The 18,767-nt window shown below is 71.4% G+C and carries 16 protein-coding genes; 10 read left to right on the top strand and 6 right to left on the bottom strand.

Annotated features, from left to right (window positions below; translation table 11 throughout):
• Window positions 1-14 precede the first annotated feature (14 nt).
• Genes F563_RS0100695 through F563_RS21050 form a run of 4 tightly spaced genes read left to right on the top strand, consistent with a single transcriptional unit; the run spans window position 15 to window position 3,621 of the window.
• Window positions 15-1,538, top strand: a complete 1,524-nt coding sequence (locus F563_RS0100695) for an ABC transporter substrate-binding protein (protein WP_019012710.1) — start codon at window positions 15-17, stop codon at window positions 1,536-1,538.
• A 7-nt stretch (window positions 1,539-1,545) separates the two neighbouring features.
• The gene (locus F563_RS0100690) at window positions 1,546-2,493 is read left to right on the top strand and encodes an ABC transporter permease (RefSeq protein WP_019012709.1); all 948 of its coding nucleotides are present in this window, start codon (window positions 1,546-1,548) and stop codon (window positions 2,491-2,493) included.
• Window positions 2,490-3,365, top strand: a complete 876-nt coding sequence (locus tag F563_RS0100685) for an ABC transporter permease (RefSeq protein ID WP_019012708.1) — start codon at window positions 2,490-2,492, stop codon at window positions 3,363-3,365. The genes F563_RS0100690 and F563_RS0100685 overlap by 4 nt, the downstream gene beginning before the upstream one ends.
• 31 nt (window positions 3,366-3,396) lie before the next feature.
• Window positions 3,397-3,621, top strand: a complete 225-nt coding sequence (locus tag F563_RS21050) for a thiosulfate oxidation carrier complex protein SoxZ (protein WP_019012707.1) — start codon at window positions 3,397-3,399, stop codon at window positions 3,619-3,621.
• 75 nt (window positions 3,622-3,696) lie between these two features.
• On the opposite strand, the gene F563_RS25485 is transcribed toward F563_RS21050, so the two are convergent.
• The gene (locus F563_RS25485) at window positions 3,697-4,590 is read right to left on the bottom strand and encodes a c-type cytochrome (protein ID WP_245557081.1); all 894 of its coding nucleotides are present in this window, start codon (window positions 4,588-4,590) and stop codon (window positions 3,697-3,699) included.
• 365 nt (window positions 4,591-4,955) lie between these two features.
• On the opposite strand from F563_RS25485, the gene F563_RS0100665 reads away from it, so the two are divergent.
• The 3 genes from F563_RS0100665 to F563_RS0100655 all read left to right on the top strand — a co-directional run bounded on the left by F563_RS0100665 (window position 4,956) and on the right by F563_RS0100655 (window position 9,493).
• Window positions 4,956-5,954, top strand: a complete 999-nt coding sequence (locus tag F563_RS0100665; protein WP_019012704.1) for a YMGG-like glycine zipper-containing protein — start codon at window positions 4,956-4,958, stop codon at window positions 5,952-5,954.
• A complete protein-coding gene (locus F563_RS0100660) occupies window positions 5,954-8,806 on the top strand; it encodes a caspase family protein (protein ID WP_019012703.1) in 2,853 nt (950 codons plus the stop codon). Before F563_RS0100665 ends, F563_RS0100660 begins: the two co-directional genes overlap by 1 nt.
• A 126-nt stretch (window positions 8,807-8,932) precedes the next feature.
• Window positions 8,933-9,493, top strand: coding sequence for a hypothetical protein (locus F563_RS0100655; protein WP_019012702.1), 561 nt, complete (start codon window positions 8,933-8,935; stop codon window positions 9,491-9,493).
• Between the two features lie 7 nt (window positions 9,494-9,500).
• On the opposite strand, the gene F563_RS0100650 is transcribed toward F563_RS0100655, so the two are convergent.
• From F563_RS0100650 to F563_RS0100635, 4 genes are read right to left on the bottom strand one after another with little or no spacing between them, the layout of a single operon-like run.
• On the bottom strand, window positions 9,501-10,805 hold the full coding sequence (locus tag F563_RS0100650) for a cytosine deaminase (RefSeq protein WP_019012701.1): 1,305 nt from the start codon (window positions 10,803-10,805) through the stop codon (window positions 9,501-9,503).
• The gene (locus tag F563_RS0100645) at window positions 10,802-11,650 is read right to left on the bottom strand and encodes an ABC transporter permease (RefSeq protein WP_019012700.1); all 849 of its coding nucleotides are present in this window, start codon (window positions 11,648-11,650) and stop codon (window positions 10,802-10,804) included. The genes F563_RS0100650 and F563_RS0100645 overlap by 4 nt, the downstream gene beginning before the upstream one ends.
• The gene (locus F563_RS0100640) at window positions 11,647-12,462 is read right to left on the bottom strand and encodes an ABC transporter ATP-binding protein (RefSeq protein WP_019012699.1); all 816 of its coding nucleotides are present in this window, start codon (window positions 12,460-12,462) and stop codon (window positions 11,647-11,649) included. Before F563_RS0100640 ends, F563_RS0100645 begins: the two co-directional genes overlap by 4 nt.
• Window positions 12,459-13,472, bottom strand: coding sequence for an ABC transporter substrate-binding protein (locus F563_RS0100635; protein ID WP_019012698.1), 1,014 nt, complete (start codon window positions 13,470-13,472; stop codon window positions 12,459-12,461). Before F563_RS0100635 ends, F563_RS0100640 begins: the two co-directional genes overlap by 4 nt.
• A 155-nt stretch (window positions 13,473-13,627) precedes the next feature.
• On the opposite strand from F563_RS0100635, the gene F563_RS0100630 reads away from it, so the two are divergent.
• The 3 genes from F563_RS0100630 (at window position 13,628) to F563_RS0100620 (ending at window position 17,167) form a co-directional block, all read left to right on the top strand.
• Window positions 13,628-14,173, top strand: a complete 546-nt coding sequence (locus F563_RS0100630; RefSeq protein ID WP_019012697.1) for a YcbK family protein — start codon at window positions 13,628-13,630, stop codon at window positions 14,171-14,173.
• 41 nt (window positions 14,174-14,214) lie between these two features.
• Window positions 14,215-15,210, top strand: a complete 996-nt coding sequence (gene galE / locus F563_RS0100625) for a UDP-glucose 4-epimerase GalE (protein WP_019012696.1) — start codon at window positions 14,215-14,217, stop codon at window positions 15,208-15,210.
• A 154-nt stretch (window positions 15,211-15,364) separates the two neighbouring features.
• Entirely contained in the window at window positions 15,365-17,167 is a 1,803-nt protein-coding gene (locus tag F563_RS0100620) for a S9 family peptidase (protein WP_019012695.1), read from the top strand.
• 4 nt (window positions 17,168-17,171) lie between these two features.
• Here F563_RS0100620 and F563_RS0100615 read toward each other — a convergent pair whose 3' ends face one another.
• Window positions 17,172-18,758, bottom strand: coding sequence for a serine hydrolase domain-containing protein (locus F563_RS0100615; protein ID WP_019012694.1), 1,587 nt, complete (start codon window positions 18,756-18,758; stop codon window positions 17,172-17,174).
• Between the last annotated feature and the right edge of the window lie 9 nt (window positions 18,759-18,767).

Below are 18,767 nucleotides of genomic sequence, written 5' to 3'. Positions count from 1 at the left end.
TCGGGAGCCTCGTCATGAAGAGACTGCTTCTCGCCGCCGTCGCCGCCTCGGTCGTCGCGGTCGCGATGCCTGTGAAGCCGGCGGAGGCGCAGACCATGCGCATCGCGCTGCGCGAGGATCCGGACATCCTGGATCCCACCCTCGCGCGCACCTATGTCGGACGCATCGTGTTCGCCTCGATCTGCGACAAGCTGTTCGACATCGACAAGGACCTCAACATCGTCCCGCAGCTTGCCACCGGCTTCACCTGGGACGATCCGAAGACGCTGACCATCACGCTGCGCGAAGGCGTGAAGTTCCACGACGGCGAGACGATGGATGCGAATGCTGTCGTCTACAGCCTGAACCGGCACCTGAACATGCAGGGCAGTTTCCGCCGCGGCGAGATCAACGCGATGGACCGCGTCGAGGCGATCGATGCGAAGACGATCCGCATCCATCTGAAGGTGCCGTTCGCGCCGTTCCTCGCGCAGCTGACCGACCGCGCCGGCATGGTGGTCTCGCCCAAGGCGGCCGAGGCGGCGGGCCGTGACTTCGGGCTGCGCCCGGTCTGCGCGGGTCCGTTCCGCTTCGTCGAGCGCGTCGCGCAGGACCGCATCGTGGTCGAGCGCTTCCCGGACTACTGGGACAAGGAGAACGTGCATCTCGACCGCATCGTCTATCTGCCGATCCCGGACAGCACGGTGCGGCTCGCGAACCTGCAATCGGGCGCGATCGAACTGACCGAGACCATCGCGGCGACCGACATCCCGGCCGTGCAGCGCAACCAGTGGCTGCGCGTGGCGATGGGCGACGAGCTCGGCTACCAGGGCATCACCTTCAACATCGCCAATGGCGACCGCGCGAACACCCCGATCGGCCAGCACGCCAAGGTGCGGCAGGCGTTCGATTATGCGATCGACCGTGCCACCATCATCCAGGTGGTCTATGACGGACACTTCACGCCGACCGCGCAGGCTGTGCCGCCGTCCTCGCCCTACTATGTGCGCTCGCTGACGCCGCCGACGCGCGATGTGGCACGTGCGCGGGCGCTGCTGCGCGAGGCGGGGGTGGCGACACCCGTGCGCGTCGAACTCACCGTGCCGAACAATCCGGACATGCGCCAGGTCGGCGAGGTGATCCAGGCCATGGCGGGCGAGGCCGGGTTCCAGGTCACGGTGCGCGCGATGGAGTTCGCAAGCTCGCTCCAGGCCGCGCAGCGCGGCGACTTCGAGGCCTATCTGGTCGGCTGGTCGGGGCGCACCGATCCCGACGGCAATCTCTGGAACTTCGTGCACAGCCGTGGCGCGCAGAACGACGGCAAGTACGCCAACGCCGAGGTGGACCGGCTGCTCGACGCCTCGCGCGAGGAGTCCGACCAGGAGAAGCGGGTGGCGATCTTCGAGCGGATGTACCGCCACTACATCACCGAGGATCGCGGCCGGCTCTATCTCTGGCACCGCAAGAACATCCACGCCTACTCCGCGCGGGTGCAGGGCTTCGTGCCGGTGCCGGACGGGCTGATCCGCGTGAAGGGTGTGAGGCTGGCGGCGAACTGAACGCCGCATGGCCGGCTTCCTGATCCGCAGGGTGGGGCAGATCATCCCCACCCTGCTGTTCGTCTCGCTGCTGATCTTCGGGCTGCAGCAGCTCATGCCCGGAGATCCGGCGCTGATCCTCGCCGGCGAGGAGCGGGGCGACCCGCTCGTGCTCGCGCAGATCCGCGCCGAGCTGAACCTCGATCGGCCGTTGCACGAACAATACGTGCTCTGGCTGTTCAATGTGCTGCAGGGCGATCTCGGCTTCTCCTGGCGCATCCGCGAGCCGGTCGCGAAGGTGATCCTCGAGAAGCTTCCCGTCACCGTGCAGCTCGGGCTGATGGCCTTCGCGATCGCCTGCCTGATCGGGATTCCCGCCGGGATCATCTCGGCGGTGAAGAAGGACCGACCGGCCGACTGGGTCGCCAACGGGGTCGCGCTCGCCGGCATCTCGACGCCGAATTTCTGGCTCGGGATCATGATGATCCTGCTGTTCAGCGTGAACCTGGGCTGGCTGCCGCCCTCGGGCTACGTCGCGCTGACGGTCGATTGGCGGCAGTCGCTCGCCACCACGATCATGCCGGCCTTCGTGCTCGGCACGGGGATCGCGGCGGTGCTGATGCGCCACACGCGCAGCGCGATGGTGCAGGCGATGAACCAGGACTATGTGCGCACCGCGCGCGCCAAGGGTCTGGCCGAGCGGATCGTCGTCGCCAAGCATGCGCTGCGCAACGCGCTCGTGCCGGTGATCACGCTCGGCGCGCTCGAACTCGGCACGCTGCTCTCCGGGGCGGTGCTGACCGAGCAGGTCTTCACCATCCCTGGCTTCGGCAAGCTGGTCGTCGATGCCGTGTTCAACCGTGACTATCCCGTGGTGCAGGGAGTCGTGCTGGTGGTGGCGGTGATCTACGTCCTGCTGAACCTCGCCGCCGATGTGCTCTACGTTCTCATCAACCCGCGGCTCCGCCACGCATGAGCACGCTCGCCGTCGCCGCCCAGCCTGAGCGTATCGACAGCCCGACGCGCCGGTCGCTGCGCCGGCTGATGCGCCACCGCACCGCCATGCTCGGCCTCGCGATCGTGGTGTTGTTCGTGATGATCGCCGTGCTCGCGCCGCTGGTCGCCCCCTACGACCCGACGCGCACCTCCTGGACCGCGATCCGCCGTGCGCCCTCTGCCCTGCACTGGTTTGGCACCGACGAGAACGGCCGTGACGTGCTCTCGCGCGTCATCTGGGGCGCGCGCGCGAGCCTGCTCGCCGGCGTCGTCTCGGTCGGGATCGCGATGGCCGCCGGCGTGCCGATCGGCATGCTGGCCGGCTTCCGCGGCGGCTGGATCGATGCGCTGATCAGCCGCTTCACCGATGCGATGCTGGCCTGTCCGTTCCTGATTCTCGCGATCGCGCTCGCGGCGTTCCTGGGGCCGGCGCTCGAGAACGCGATGATCGCGATCGGCATCAGCGCGACCCCGATCTTCATCCGCCTGGCGCGCGGCGCGACCATGGCGGCGAAGGTCGAGGACTATGTCGAGGCCGCGCGCGCGATCGGCAATCCGCGCTGGCGCGTCGCCGTGCGCCACATCCTGCCGAACATCGTGCCGCCGCTGCTCGTGCAGGCGACGCTGACCATCGCGACCGCGATCATCGCCGAGGCCTCGCTGTCCTTCCTCGGCCTCGGCCAGCAGCCGCCCGCGCCCTCCTGGGGCTCGATGCTGAACACGGCGCAGCGCTTCATGGAGCAGGCCCCCTGGATGGCGATCTTCCCGGGGCTCTCGATCGTGCTGGTTGTGCTGGGGTTCAACCTGCTCGGCGATGGGTTGCGCGACGCCTTCGACCCGCGCTCGCGCTGACGCGAGCGGGGGGCAGCGCGCGGAGGTGGTCATGGCAGCGGCGATGCGTCGGTGGCGGATCGCCATGCCGTCGAGCGCGGTGACCGAGTTGCGTACTGCGATCACCCACCCGATGGAGAACGGTCACCGGCGCGACGCCTCGGGAGCGCCGGTACCATGCGACACCAGCCGGCTGTTCACCGCGAACTCCGAGTGCGCCGAGGTGTTCCGCGTGGAGGCGCACACCGCGATTCTCGCCGGCGCGTACTTCGCCTGAACCAACGACCCTGGCACCTCGGTCACGGCGACCGAGCGGCTCCGGGTCGGCTGACCCGGAGCGCGCGCACCGGGCTCAGCTGCCCGGGCTGTTCTGTTTTAGGAACGCAATGAGATCGTTCAATTGCTGCGGATTACGTACGCCAGCGAAGGCCATGGCGCCGCGCGGCACGAGGTCTTTCGGGTTCGTGATGTATCTCCGGAGATTCTCCTCGGTCCAGACGAGCCCATGCTCGGCCAGTTCCCGCATGTTGGGTGAGTAGCGGAACCCTTCGCGCTGCGCTGCCGGCCGGCCGACGATCCCGTGCAGGTTGGGCCCGACACCGTTGCGTCCGCCCTCTTCGATCGTGTGGCAGGCACGGCATTGATTGAAGACGCGCTGGCCTGCGGCCGCATCCTGGGCCGAGGCGGGCGCGGAGAACCAGAGCAGCGCGGTGCCGACACTTGCGAGCATGAGCCGATGCATGACGTCTCCTTTGCTTGGCAATAGTGAGTACGATGCGGCACCCGGCAGCCGCTGGCCGATATAGCCGCGAGCTGGGGGATGGCAACCCGCGGGCGACCGATCAGGGGGGCAGGTCTGCACCGCGCTCTCTGCGTTGCAGTCAAACAGAACGCGTTTGGTGCGGTTCGCGAAAGCGGCACCGGTCACGCCTAGGGTGAAACGTCTGTTCGCGCCGTTCGCGCTCGCAATCGCCCTGGTTCCGGGCGGACCTCGGGGCGCACGGCGGCCCGGTGCCAATGCCGTCGCGCTGCTCACCGGCAGCTGCTCGGGCTGTCGCGGTATGGGCGGGGAGCGCAGTGGCGGGGTACCTGCGATCGCGCGATCGCGCGTACAAAATCCCGCGATGAACTCGTCGCGACCATGATGGCGTTCCACGAGAACCAGCGGAATCTGACCATGATGGACCGCATCCCGCGCCGTTGCGCCGATGCCGGGATCCGGGGGCATCGCGTCGAGCCAAGCCAAGCACGCGATGGTTGCGGACGTCGCGCGGCATTGCGTCCAGGCCCGTCCGCTCCTCACGGACGACGGCACCTCGGTTGCCGGCATCCATCGGGCCGAGGGGAATCGCTTCGTCGAAGTGCCGCACTCGGGCGGCGTCAGTCCGCGCAGCGCCCCCAAGACGTCGGAGCGTGGAGCTGAGCATGGCCGGCGGGGGTCGATCCATGCAGATGCCCGGAATCAGAGCGTGACACGGGAGATGTTCGGGCCGAGCCGAGCGGAAGCTGCGGGGCGGCGCGATGTGAGGCAGCACACGCGCCCCGGTATCGTCAGGTTAACGGACGCGGTGTAATGTTGCGGCCTGCAAAACACCGAGCGTGAGCCAGACCATGCGCGCAAACCCCCTCCGTCAGCGGCTTCGCCAGGGCGTCTCCGCCCTTGTCGTGCTCGCCATGCTCGGCGGCTGCGTCACGACGCAGGAGCAGCGCATCGGCGCGGCCGACCCTGCGGACACCTGCCGCCAGTACGTCGTGGCGTTGGACAGCACGGGCAATTTCTTCGCCGAGGACATGATCAAGGGCGCCGTCATCGGCGCGGTCGGGGGCGCCGTGCTGGGAGGGATCCTCGGCGGCGGACGCGGCTCGGCGATCGCGATCGGGGCGGCCACCGGCGCGGTGGCGGGCGCGGCGACCGGCTACATCTACGCCTTGCAGCAGCAGTCCCGCGACCAGGCGGTCCTGGCCGGCCGGGTCTCGTCCGACCTCTCCAAGGAGAACGCGGAGATCGACCGCGCGCAGCTCGCCTTCGATCAGCTCTCCGACTGCCGCTTCCGCCAGGCCCAGGCCGTGCGCGCCGATGTCGCGGCAGGGCGGCTGACGCGCGAGCAGGGCCAGGCGCGACTGGCGCAGATTCGCGGCTGGTGGGACCGCGATCTCGCGCTCGCCCGGCAGATCAACGAGAAGATGGCGACGCGCGGTGCCGAGTACGAAACAGCGGCCGAGACGCTGAGCCCCGGCACCAAGGACGCGATCGCGCAGCAGAAGGCCGCGCCGCCGCCCCGCCGTGCGGTCGCGACGCGCGCCACACCCGTGCTGCTGCGGCCCGACCCGTCGGCGCCACAAGTCACCGCGATCGGCGCGCGCGAGACCGTCACGGTCGCGCGCACCCAGGGCAACTACGCGCTGGTCGAGACGGGCACCGGCGCGCGCGGCTATGCGCCGGCGAACACGCTGCGGGTGGAGGGCCGCGCGCCGACGCGCGCGGCGCAGCCCGCCGGCGACGAGGTGCGCGGCCTCGCCGCGACCAATGTCGCCAAGCGTGACAACTTCTCGACCTCGATCGAGGTGGCGCAGGCGGCCACCGGCTCGGGCTTCGAGCTGACGAGCTGATGCGCCGCGCGGCGTCCGCCGCACTTCTTCTCCTTGCTCTGGGCGGCGTGGCCGAGGCGCAGGCGCCGCCCGCCACCCCCTATCTGCGCGTCGAGGCTGGCGGCCATACCGCGCCGGTGAACCGGCTCGCCGTCGATGCCGCCGGCCGGCTTCTTGCGACCGCCTCTGACGATCGGACCGTGCGGCTCTGGTCGCTGCCCGAGGGCGCGCCCGAGGGCGTACTGAGGGTGCCGATCGGCGAGGAGGCCGAGGGCGAACTCTACGCCGTCGCGCTGACGCCGGACGGCAAGCGGCTGTTCGCGGCGGGGTTCACCGCCTTCGCGTGGGATCGCGCCTTCGCGCTCTATGTCTTTGATGTTGCGTCAAAGCGGATGGTCGGCCGGCTCGCGCCGCTGCCGGCGCCGGTGGTGCATCTCGCCGTCTCGCCGGACGGGTCGCGGCTCGCCGCCGCGCTCGGCGGCACCGCCGGCATCCGCGTCTGGGACGCCGCGACCGGTCGCCTGCTGGCCGAGGACGGCGCCTATCGGGGGCCGGCGCGCATGGTCGCGTTCGCGCGTGACGGCCGGCTGGTCTCGACCGCCGCGGACGGCCTGGTGCGCGTCTATGACGCCTCGGGGGCCAAGCGCGCCGAGGCGACCCCGCGCCGCGGGGCGCGACCCTACGGCGTCGCGGTGTCGCCGGACGGCGCGCTGGCGGCGATCGGCTACGAGACCCACGCGGCCGTGGATGTGGTTCATATTCAAAGTCTTGCGACGGCTTTCGTGCCCGATGTCGCGGGGCTGGAAGCGGCGTCCCTGCCGGCGGTCGCCTGGGCCGCGGACGGCAAGGGTGGTGTCCAGCTCTACGCCGCCGGGGCGGGGCCGCGCGGCGGCGTGATCCGGCGCTGGGCCGATTTCGGCCTTGGTCCGGCGCGCGACATCGCGGCGGCGCGGGATTCGATCGCGCACCTGCTGCCCTTGCCCGGCGGAGGGCTCGCCTACGCGGCGTCCGATCCCGGCTGGGGCCTCGTCGCGCCTGATGGGGACATCGCGCGGCGCCCCCAGCCGCCGGCGGCCGATCCCCGCGCGGCGCGCAGCACGCTGGCCCTCTCGCCGGACGGTCAGACGGTCGAATGGGCGGGTGCGACCGGCGCGCTCCGCTTCGAGGCGGCCTCGGCCCGATTGTCGCCGGCGGCAGGGCGCGGGGTGGCGGGTGCGCGCACGGAGGCTGGCGGGCTCGCCCTCACCAACTGGCGTGACGCCGCCCCGCCGCGGCTGAACGGCCAGCCGCTCACGCTCGGGCGCGGCGAGATCGCCCGCAGCGCCGCGGTCGCCGGCGGCAGGGCGCTGATCGGCACCGACACGCATCTGAGGCTGTTCGACCGCAACCGGCGGGAACTGGCGGCGATCGCGACGCCGGGGGCGGTCTGGGCGCTCGCCGTTGCCGCCGATGCCTCGGTCGCGGTCGCGGCCCTGGGCGACGGCACGCTGCGATGGTACGGGCTCGCGGACGAGGCGCCGCTCGCCGAGCGTGCCGCGCTGTTCGTGCATGCCGACGGCACGCGCTGGGTGCTCTGGACGCCGGAAGGCTTCTTCGACCATGCCGGAACGGGCGGGCAGGATCTCGTCGGCGTGCACCTGAACCGCGGCCGCGCCGAGGCGCCGGAGTGGGCGACCTTCGCGCAGGCCTATCGTGCCCTCTACGCGCCGGCCGTGGTGCGGGCGCGGATCGCGGGGGATGGCGGCCCGGCGGCCGACCGGCTCGCCGCCTTGGGCGATGTGCGGGCGGCGATCGCGCGGCAGCCGCGCGTCAGCCTGACCGGCGCGTGCGTGCCGGGCCCGGGCGAGTCCTGTGCCCGGATCGAGGGCACGACAGTGCCGCCCGCCGCGGCGACGGTGCGGATCGGGCTGGCGCTCGAGGATCGTGGCCTCGGCCTCGGCCCGGTCGACCTGTTCGTCAACGGCCGCAATCTCGGCCGCGCCGATCCGCGCGGCGAGACCCGCTTCGGACTCGACATCGCGCTCGATCCGGGCCGCAACACGATCGAGGCGCGCGCGTGGGATGGCGCCGGACGGCTCTACGGCACGAGCGCGCCGATGGTGCTGGAGGCGCCCGGCGAACCGGCCGGCACCGGCCGGCTGTTCGTGCTGGCGATCGGCATCGACCGGCACCGCCTGGGCACGCTCGACCTGAAATTCGCCGCCGCCGACGCGCGCAGCTTCGCGGACGGCATCGGCGCCGGCGCGGCCGGGATCTACCAGGAGGTGCGCAGCACCGTGCTGCTGGACGAGCAGGCGGGCCGCGCGGCGATCGTCGAGGCGCTGGAGCGGCTCGGCCGCGAGGTCGGCCCGAACGACACCTTCCTGATGTATCTCGCCGGCCACGGCGTGCGCACCGAACCGGACGACCGATTCCTGTTCCTCACCCACGACGTGGCCGATGCCTCGTCCTGGGACGCGCTCCGCCCGGCCGCGATCACCGAGGACACGCTGGTCGGCCTGCTCGCCCGCATCCGCGCGCGCAACGGGTTCCTGTTCGTCGATACCTGCCACGCCGGCAAGGTGACGCTCGACCAGCTCGCCAATATCGGCCACGAGACCGGCCGCTTCATGCTGGCCGCCTCCTCCTCGGTGCAGGAGGCGCTCGACAGCTATGACGACCGCAACGGCGTGTTCGCCTACGCCGTGGCCGAGGCCCTGTCCGGCCGGGCGGCGCGTGACGACCGCGGCGTGATCACCGCCCTCGCGCTCGGCGAGTACGTCGCCGCCCGGGTCAGCGAGCTCGCGCGCGAGAAGGGCCACGCCCAGGACGCGGTGTTCCGCACCGCGCGGCGCGATCTGCGGGGGTTTCCGATCGCACGCGTCAGTCGCTGACGTAGGTGAATGCGGCCGCGTTCATTCTTTGTTCACCGGATGGCATTAAACCTGCAACACTGACGTCACGATCGGCCAGGATCGGCCGAGTGTGGGGAGGGGCGTCGATCTCGCAGGAGATGCCCCATGGTTCGCGTCCCGTTTGCCGCCTCGCTGATGGCCCTCGTCCTTCTGGCCGCACCGGCGCATGCCGATCGCGATCCCTGCCCGCCCGCCGGCACGGTGGCGGTGCGCGATGACGGCTCGCGCTGGGTGTTTCTCGGGCAGGATGCCGAGGATGCGGGCATCTGCGTGGTGCAGATCGGCCAGCAGACCCGCAAGCTGCTCTACGGCCTCTGGACCCCGATCGGCCCCGACATGGACGAGGCGCGCGCAGCCCTCGCCCGCCTGCTCGCCGGCGGCCCGGGCACCACGGTCACGATCCGCGAGCACGTGATGACGGATTCCTGGCAGGAGGTGTGGGAGCGCGGCGGCGACGAGATGGTGCCGCTTGCCTCCGGCACGCGCCGCGCGGTGCGGCTGGAGCGGCGCATGCGCCTGCACGGCCCGACCGGCTTCACCGCTCATGTCACCTACTGGCTCGATGCCGAGACCGGCGTGGTGCTGCGCGCGCGGCACCAGCACATCGACGGCATGCGCCTGCCCTACCGCGACGTCGTGATGACGCGCCTCGACCGGCGGGGGTGAGGCGAGCTCAGCCCGGATCGGGCCGGACCAGCGCGTCGAGCTCGCGATAGTCGGGCAAAGTGGTGTCGATCGCACGGCCCTGCCGCAGCACGGTTCGATCCGACTGCCGCCGCGCGAGCAACTCGTGCCAGAAGCGCGTGCGGAACAGCACGAGGTCCGCCGGTGCGCCGACGCGGATGTTCCCGCGATCGCGCAGGCCCATAACGCCGGCGGGCGTTGCCGTCACCGTGTTCGGCCAGTCGCCGAGCGGATGGTCAAGCTGCGCGATCCGCACCGCCGACTGGAACACCTCCACCATGTCGTGGTCGCCATAGGCGTAGAACGGATCGCGGCAGTTGTCGGAGGCGACGCTCACCGGCACGCCGGCGGCGGCGAGCTCGTGCAGCAGGGTGACGCCGCGCCAGCGCGGCGTGCGGCCGGGCGCGCGGTCCTGCAGGTACATGTTGCACATCGGCAGGCTGACGACGGCGATGCCGGCATCGCGCACGAGCGCGATCGTCTCCGCGATCACCGCGTCGGGCTGGAGGCTCAGCGAACAGATATGGCCGACCTGGATGCGGCGCCTGAAGCCGCGGCGGAGCGCGGTACGGGCGATGATCGGCAGGGTCGCCGCGGCCGTCTCGCCGCTCTCGTCCACGTGCAGGTCCATGTCGAGCCCGCGCGCCTCGGCGAGCGCGAAGGCATGGTCGAGCAGATCCTGGAAGCCGGGCGGGATCGCGTCGTGCCCGCCGCCGGTGAAGCGGGTGACGAAGCCGAGCACGCCGCCATGCTCGGCCACCAGATCGGCGAGCGCCGCGCCCTCGTCGCCGGCGAGCCGGTCGATCGGGCAGATCGACACGCCCTGGAGGTCGATCCGTCCCGCCCAGGCATCGCGCAGTTCGGCAAACACGCGCCAAGTGCTGCGGCCATGCGGCAGGTAGGTGTCGAGATGCGTGCGGATCGCCGCGGTGCCGTGCGCGTAGGCGCAGCGCAGCCCGAACGCGAAGCGCGCGCGCGTGTCCTCGGCCGACCAGTGCGCCTCGCGATCGGCCATCACGGCGCCGATCGCGCCCTTGAACGTGCCGTCCGGGTTGGGGCTGCGCGGCCAGATATGGCCCTTGTCGAGATGCGTGTGCACATCGACGAAGCAGGGCAGGGCCATGCCGCCGTCGAGCGACGGGCCGTCCGGCGCGGTGCCGACGGGTTCGATCGCGGCGATCCGGCCGGATGCGATGCGGAGATCGACGCGGGCGAGACGCTCGGCCGGCGTGGCGGGAATCCGGACATCGCGCAGCCAGTAGTCGCCGGCAGGGGGGATCGCGGGTGCCGTCATCCTTCGCGCTTCAAGGCGCTCTCATGCCAGTGCCGGAGCGCGAGATGCTGGATCAGCCCGAGGGCGAGGAAGATCGCGATCCCGGTCAGGCAGATCAGCAGCAGGGCGGCGAACATGCGCGGGATCTGCAACTGGTATCCGGCTTCCAGGATGCGGTAGGCGAGACCGGAGGCGCGCCCGCCCGTGCCGGCGACGAACTCGGCGACGATCGCGCCGATCAGCGCGAGACCGCCGGAGATGCGCAAGCCCGCGAGGAACAGCGGCAGGGCCGAGGGCAGGCGCAGGAACACGAGCTGCTGGAAGCGGCTCGCGCGGTAGAGCCGGAACAGGTCGACGAGATTGTGGTCGGCGCTGTTCAGCCCGAGCGTGGTGTTCGAAAGGATCGGGAAGAACGCGACGATCCAGGCGCAGATCAGGAGCGCGATGCGGATGTCGTCCACCCAGATGATGATCAGCGGCGCGATCGCCACGATCGGCGTCACCTGGAGCACGACCGCATAGGGAAACAGCGAGAGCTCGATCCATTTCGACTGCGCGAACAGCACCGCGAGGGCCAGCCCGAGCCCGGCCGCGACCGCGAGCGCGGCGAAGGTGATCTGGAGCGTGATGCCGAGCGAGACCGACAGGCTGTGCCAGTCGCGCAGCAGCGTCTGCCAGATCACCGACGGCGGCGGCAGCACGTAGTGCGGCACATCGTTCACCCGCACTGCGATCTCCCAGACCGAGAGCGACAGGATGCCGATCAGCAGCGGCATCAGGATCTTCGGCCAGGCCTCCGCGGGGAGGAACAGCACGCGCCGCACCGGCGGCGGGGAGGGCGCGTCGTCGCCGATGCGATTGGTCATGCCGCCATTGCCTCCTCGAGCGCGGCGCTGACGGTGCGGCAGGCGGCGGCGTACTCGGCGGAGGTGCGGAACGCCTCGTCGCGCGGATGAGGCGCCTCGATCGCGATCTCGCGCTCGATCCGTCCGGGCCGCGCCGCCATCACCGCGATCCGGCGCGAGAGATAGACGCTCTCGAACACCGAGTGGGTGACGAACACCACCGTCACCCCGGTCTCCCGCCAGATCGAGAGCAGGTCGTTGTTCAGACGGAAGCGGGTGATCTCGTCAAGGGCGGCGAAGGGCTCGTCCATCAGCAGGATGTCGGGACGCGTCACCAGCGCGCGCGCGATCGAGACGCGCATCTTCATCCCCCCCGAGAGAGCGCGCGGATAGGCGTGCTCGAACCCGGCGAGCCCCACCCGGCGCAGCGCCTCCGCCGCACGCTCCAGCCGCTCGGACCGCGCCATGCCTTCGAGCCGGAGCGGCAGCGCGACGTTCTTCACCGCCGTGGTCCAGGGCATCAGCGTCGGCTCCTGGAACACGAAGCCGAGCCGCGGATGCGCGACCCCGGCGGCGTCGTGCTCGGCGCGCGGCCAGTCGAGCGTGCCGGCGGACGGCGCGATCAGCCCGGCGATGATCCGCAAGAGGGTGGACTTGCCGCAGCCCGAGGGTCCGAGCAGCGAGACGAAGTCGCCGGTCTGGATCGTCAGATCGACGCCGCGCAGCGCCAGCGTGCCGGTGCCGAAGCGCTTTTCCACCCCGCGCAGCACCACGAGCGCGCGGGGCGCGGCCGACGCGAGCGGATCCCCTGTCGTCGGCCCCAGGTGGTTCACAGCCCGACGCGGCGGTTCACGAAGTCCAGGCTGTAGGCGTTCCGGATCGCCATCCCGGCCGGATAGACGCCGGCCGTCACCATGGTCGCGTAGAAGCGCTCCCAGCGCTCATGCGTCATCGCGCCGATGCCGAGCTGCTCGGCCTCGCCCGACAGCACGATGCCGTACCGGTTCATCGCCTCGATCGCGTAGTCGATCTTGTCCTGCGTCATCTCCGGGTTGTCGCGCATGATCAGCGCGTTCGCCGCGGCGATGTCCTGCTTGCGCATGTACTGCGTCCAGCCCTCGGCGGTGGCATCGACGAAGCGCTGCACGAGCTCCTTCTTCTCGGTCGCCATCCGCCGCGAGATGTTGATCGTGGTCTGATAGTTCTCGTAGCCGGCGTCCGCGATCAGGAACACCTTCGGATTGGCCCCGGCCGCGCGCGCCGCATAGGGCTCGGAAGAGAGGAAGCCCTGCTGGATGGCCATGCGATCCTGCAGGAAGGGGGCGAGGTTGAAGGTGTAGGGCCGGATCTGGTCGTCCGAGAAGCCGAACCTCGCCTTCAGGAACGGCCAGTAGGTCACGCGACCCTCGGCGCTGACCAGGATCGGCCGCCCCTTCATGTCCTCGAACCTCTCGATGCCGTTGCCCTCATGCGTCATCAGGACCTGCGGGTCCTTCTGCATGATCGCGGCGATGGTCAGGAACGGCAGGTTCTCGCGCACGTAGTTCAGCGCGACGAAGCCATTGGACATGATCATGTCGACGCGCCCGGCGAGCAGAAGCTGGGACGGGTTCTGCTGCGGCCCGCCCATGCGCAGGTCGCAGTCGATGCCGTAGCGGCGATAGATGCCGGCAGCGACCGCCTGATAGTAGCCGCCATGCTCGGCCTGGGCGCGCCAGTTGGTCTGGAAGCTGACCTTGTCGAGCGTCTGCGCCGAGACGCGCGCGCCCGCCACCGGCACGAGCGCCGCGCCGCCGAGAAGCCCGAGCGCCCTGCGCCGGTCGATCCGCCACTTCGTCCTCATCGATCTCGCTCCCTGTCGGTCGTGATGGGGTGTCGCGCAAGGTTCGGCGGAGCGCAATCCTCCGCTGGCGTGCAGATGGGGTGCAATCGCCGTGCCGGAAGCGCCCCGGCGGCGGGGCTTGCGCGCGCGCCGATGCCCGGCGCAGGGTCGCGGCCATGCTGCCGGCCTGCCCCTGCTGCGCGCGACCGTTCGGAAGGCGCGCGTGGCTTGCCCTCGGCCTCGCCTGCGCCGCCGCGCCGGCGCTCGGGCAGGCCGACGGGGCGCCACGCCACCTCCTGCTCGCCCATGTCGATGGCGAGCGGTTCGAGGGCATCTATTGGCGCGGCGGTGTGCACGACCCCGAGGCCTTGGCGGCGATCGCCTGGCTGTTCCGCGACCGCGAGGAGGGCCTTGCCGGCCCTGTCGATCCGGCCCTGCTCGACACGCTCTGGCTGCTCGACCAGCGGGTCCCCGGACGCGGCTTCGAGGTCGCCTCGGCCTACAGGACAGCGCGCACCCAGGCGGCGCTCGCCGCGCGCTGGGGCCGGGCGGCGACCGACAGCCTGCACGTGCAGGGACGTGCCGTGGATGTGCGACGGCCCGGGCTGCACGCGCTCGGCCTGGTCGGCGCCGCGTGGCAGCTCGGCCGCGGTGGGGTCGGCCTTTACCGCGGCGCAAGCCCGTTCGTGCATCTTGATACCGGGCCGCGCCGCCGCTGGTGACGGCCGCGCTTCCGCCGTCTTCGCTCCGCACAAGGTCATCCATGCCCGAGACCCATCTCGTCACCGGCGGCGCCGGCTTCGTCGGCAGCCATCTCGTCCTCGCGTTGCTCGCCCGCGGCGATCGCGTCGTCGTGCTCGACGATCTCTCGACCGGTCACGCCGCCGCCGTGCCCGAGGGCGCGGTGCTGATCACGGGCCGGATCGGCGACCCGGACGCGCTCGCCCGTGCCTTCGCCCACGGCCCGTTCGCCTCGGTGCTGCATTTCGCGGCCCTGTCGCTGGTGGGTGACTCGATGCGCGAGCCGTACCGCTACCTGGCGGAGAACGCGAAGAACGGACTCGCGCTGATCGAGGCCGCGGTCGCGCATGGGGTGACGCGCTTCGTGCTCTCCTCCACCGCCGCGTTGTTCGGCGCCCCGACGACGATCCCGATCCCCGAGGACGAGCCGATCGATCCCGGCTCGCCGTATGGCGAGAGCAAGGCGTGGCTGGAGCGCGCGCTGATCTGGGCCGAACGCATCCACGGGCTCCGCTCGGCCTGCCTGCGTTATTTCAATGCCGCCGGCGCCGACCCCGGCGGGCGGCTCGGCGAGGACCACCGGCCGGAGACCCATCTGATCCCCCTGGTGCTGGATGCCGCCGCCGGACGGCGCCCGCCGCTCACCGTGTTCGGCGACGACTATCCCACGCCGGACGGCACCTGCATCCGCGACTACATCCACGTCGCAGATCTCGCCGAGGCGCATCTGCTGGCGCTGGAGGCGCTGACGACGCGCAGCGTCCGCTACAATCTCGGCAACGGCACCGGCTACTCGGTGCGCGAGGTGATCGCCACCGCCGAGCGCGTCACCGGCAGGCGCGTACCGCACACGGTCGGGCCGCGCCGGGCGGGCGATCCGCCCGTGCTGGTCGCTTCCAGCCGCCGCATCCGCGAGGAGCTCGGCTGGGCGCCGCGCTATCCCGAACTGGAAACCATCATCGCCCACGCCTGGGCCTGGCGGCAGGCGCACCCGGACGGATACCGCCAGCCCCGGTGACGGCCCGGCAACCCCGGCGGATTGCGGCATTCCGAGGCCGAGAGGCGACCCTCGCTTCGCATCGAGGCGCCATCGACCTGCCGCGGGTGGCTTGCGCGATGCCGCTGGCGCTGCTGGTCTCGCGCTCCCGGTACAGGAAGGACCCTCACCCCCCGTGACCCATCACGACACGACCCCGCGCGCCCTGGTGGACAGGTTCCTCGGGCTGCCCTCCGCCACCATGCCGCGCTTCTGCGGCGACGGGACGCTGCTCTTTCTCTGCGACGCGCCCGGCTCGGCGCAGGTCTTCGCGCTCCGGTCCGACGGCACGGCCGCGCCGCGGACCGCGCATCGCGACGCGGTGACCAACCTCGCCGGCGCGCGTCGAGGCGGCTCCGCGATCTTCGCGCGCGATCAGGGCGGGGATGAGCGGCACCAGCTCTACCTGCTGCCCGAGACGGGCGAGCCGCGCGCGCTGACCTACGATCCGCGTACCATCCATGGCTGGGGCGCGATCAGCCCCGACGGCACGCGCATCGCCTATACCGCGAACAGCCGCGACCCGGCGCACACCGATGCCTGGGTGATGGACCTCGCCACCGGGGCCGCGCGCTGCGTGCTGGAGGTCGAGGGGCCGCACGAGCTGCCCTGCTGGCACCCGGACGGACGCGCGATCGTGGTGATGACGGCGCCGCGCAGCTACGAGAGCACGCTCTACCTGGTCGAGGTGGAGAGCGGGGACGTCACGCCGCTCACACCGCACGAGGGCGATTGGCGGCACCTTTCGCCGCAGTGGCGGCGCGACGGCAGCGGGCTCTGGCTGCTGACCGATCGCGACCGCGAGTTCCTCGGCGTCGCCACGATGGCGCCGGGCGGCACGCCGCGGTTCCTCTACACGCCCGACTGGGATGTCGAGAAGCTGGAGCTGTCGCCCGACCAGCGCCGGCTCGCCGTGGTGGTGAACGAGGGCGGCTATTGCCGGCTGCGGGTGCTGGACGCCGAGACCGGCGCGGTCGTCGCGGCCCCGGAGCATCCGGGCGGGGCGATCACGGCGCTCTCCTGGTCGCCGGACGGCGCCTCGGTCGCGTTCGACCTCGCCACCCCGACCAGCCCCTCGGCGATCTGGCGCGCCGAGGTGGCCACGGGTGCCGCGCGCTGCGTCTATCGCGCGGCCGAACCGGCGCCCGAGGCGCGGCCCTACGCACTCCGCGAGGCGCCGAGCTTCGACGGACGGATGGTGCCGTTCTTCCTCGCCCTGCCGGAGGGCGCCGCCCCGGCCTCCGGCTGGCCGGTGCTGGTCTGGGTACATGGCGGGCCCGCCAACCAGGCGCTGCCGAACTGGCGCCCGGACCTGCAGGCTGTGCTCGCGTCCGGCATCGCGGTGGCGATCCCGAATGTGCGCGGATCGAGCGGCTACGGGCGGAGCTATGCCGCGCTCGACGATCGCGAGAAGCGGCTCGACAGCGTCGCCGACCTCGCCGCGCTGCGGCAGTTCCTCGCGACCCGGCCCGGCCTCGACCCCGACCGCGTCGCCGTGATGGGGCAGAGCTACGGCGGCTGGATGGTGCTGGCCGCGATGACCGAGTACCCGCATCTCTGGGCGGCCGGGGTGGAGTTCTACGGCATCGCGCGCTGGAAGACGTTCTTCGAGCGGACCGGCCCCTGGCGTGTCGGCCATCGCGCGGCGGAGTACGGCGATCCGGTGGCGGATGCCGAGCTGCTGGAGCGGCTCTCGCCGATCCACCGCGTCGATCGCATCGCCGCACCGCTGCTGGTGGCGCAGGGCATGACCGACCCGCGCGTGCCGCCCTTCGAGAGCGAGCAGATCGTCGCCGCGCTGAAGGCGCGTGGCGTGCCGGTGCGCTACGTCACATTCGCCGATGAGGGCCACGGCTTCACCAAGCGCGACAACCGCCGGGTGATCTACGCCGAGGTGGTCGCGTTCCTGACCCGGCACCTGCGCGGGGAGGGACGGTGACGCGCTAGACAACCCGCACGAAGGCGACGTCCTTCAGCCGGTCGCTGCTGATCCGGTAGCCGGCCACGACGCCGCCGGCGCGGGTGAAGCGCAGCACGTGCTGGCTCACCCAGCCCGGCCGGCCGGTCTTGCCGTGGAACGTATCGGCGGCGAGTGGAGCGAGCGGAAGCTCGGCCTCTTCGTGGTAGGCCGGGCCGAACCGCACCACGAGGCCGCCGTCGCGTTCGAACACCGTGTGCTCGGTGGCGAGTGCGGGGCAGACATAGCGTCCGGCATAGGCGGCACGGTCCGCGTCGGTGAGCGTCGGCGGGTTCGCGGGCAGATAGACCCCGCGCTGGCCGCCGAAATCGACGTGCAGCCGTGGCCCGCTCTCCACGCGGACGATGGTGTCGGCATTCGCCCAGCCGTCGCGGAACACGCCCTTGCCCTGTGGCGCGAGCGACAGCGCGAAGCCGAGCTTGTCGCCGGTGAGGCCGCTTTCGGTGCGTGTCAGCGTCAGCGGCTCGCCGGAGATGGCATCGACGAAGGTGCCGTCCAGCGCCTTGAGTGTCGCCGCGTCGAGCCCCGTGTCGGGAACGGGCGGTGCCGGCACGCTCTCGCCGAGGGTGAGTTCCAGCAGGCGGCGCAGCCGGGCATAGGGATCGGCATCCTCGCGGTTCGACAGCAGCACGAAACCGAGATCGCGCGCGGGCACGCGGGCGAAGTTCGCCTTGTAGCCGGGCAGGCTGCCGCCATGCACCCACACGGTCAGTCCCCGCCAGGTGCGGATGCCAAGACCAAGCCCGTAATTGGTCGGCGTACCGTCGGCGAGGGTGCCGCGCTCGGTCATCGCGACGATCGGCACGCCGTTCACGGACCCGTCGCGGAGCGCGAGGTTCCAGCGGATCAGGTCGTCGAGATCGCTGACGAGGCCGCCGGCGCCGGAGACACCGAAGGCCCAGGCGCCACGGCGCCAGCCACCCGCATCCTTGATGTAGGGGTTGGCGAGCCCGTCGGTCATCGTCTCGGGGTCGTCACGGATGAGCGTGCGCGTCATGCCGAGCGGAGTGAAGATCAGCTCATCCACCGCCGCGGAAAAGGGCTTGCCGACCGTGCGCGCGATCGCGAGTGCGCAGAGATTGAACTGGATGTTGGTGTAGACATAGCGCTCGCCGGCCGGATAGCTCGGCTCGGTCTGCGCCAGCGCGAGGGCCGTCAGGTCCGCTTCGCTCCGCGGGTAGCGGTACCAGACGCCGCGCAGCTTCATCATCTCCATCGCGTCGCGCAGCCCCGCCGTCATGCCCGCAAGCCGGCGCAGGGTGATCGGCCCTGGAACGGCGAGTTCGGGGATGATGGCGCGCGCATCCGCGTCGAGATCGAGCCGGCCCTGATGCGCGAGCATCGCCAGCGCCGCACCGACGAAGGTCTTGGTGACGGAGGCGATGTGGAACCGGCCCGACAGGGTGTTGGGGATCGCATGCTCGAGCGAGGCGAGGCCGAAGGCACGGCGCGCGACCACCCGATCGCCGTGCAGCACTGCGGCCACCCCGCCCGGCTCGTCCGGCGCCCAGTCGGAGAACAGCGTGGCGAGCGCGGCGTCGACGTCGGTCATGGCGGTATC

This window comes from Elioraea tepidiphila DSM 17972 (assembly GCF_000378465.1).
Classification (GTDB): domain Bacteria; phylum Pseudomonadota; class Alphaproteobacteria; order Acetobacterales; family Acetobacteraceae; genus Elioraea; species Elioraea tepidiphila.
The sequence above is the reverse complement of the archived record's forward strand: the minus strand, read 5'-3'. Positions and strand labels throughout refer to the sequence as shown.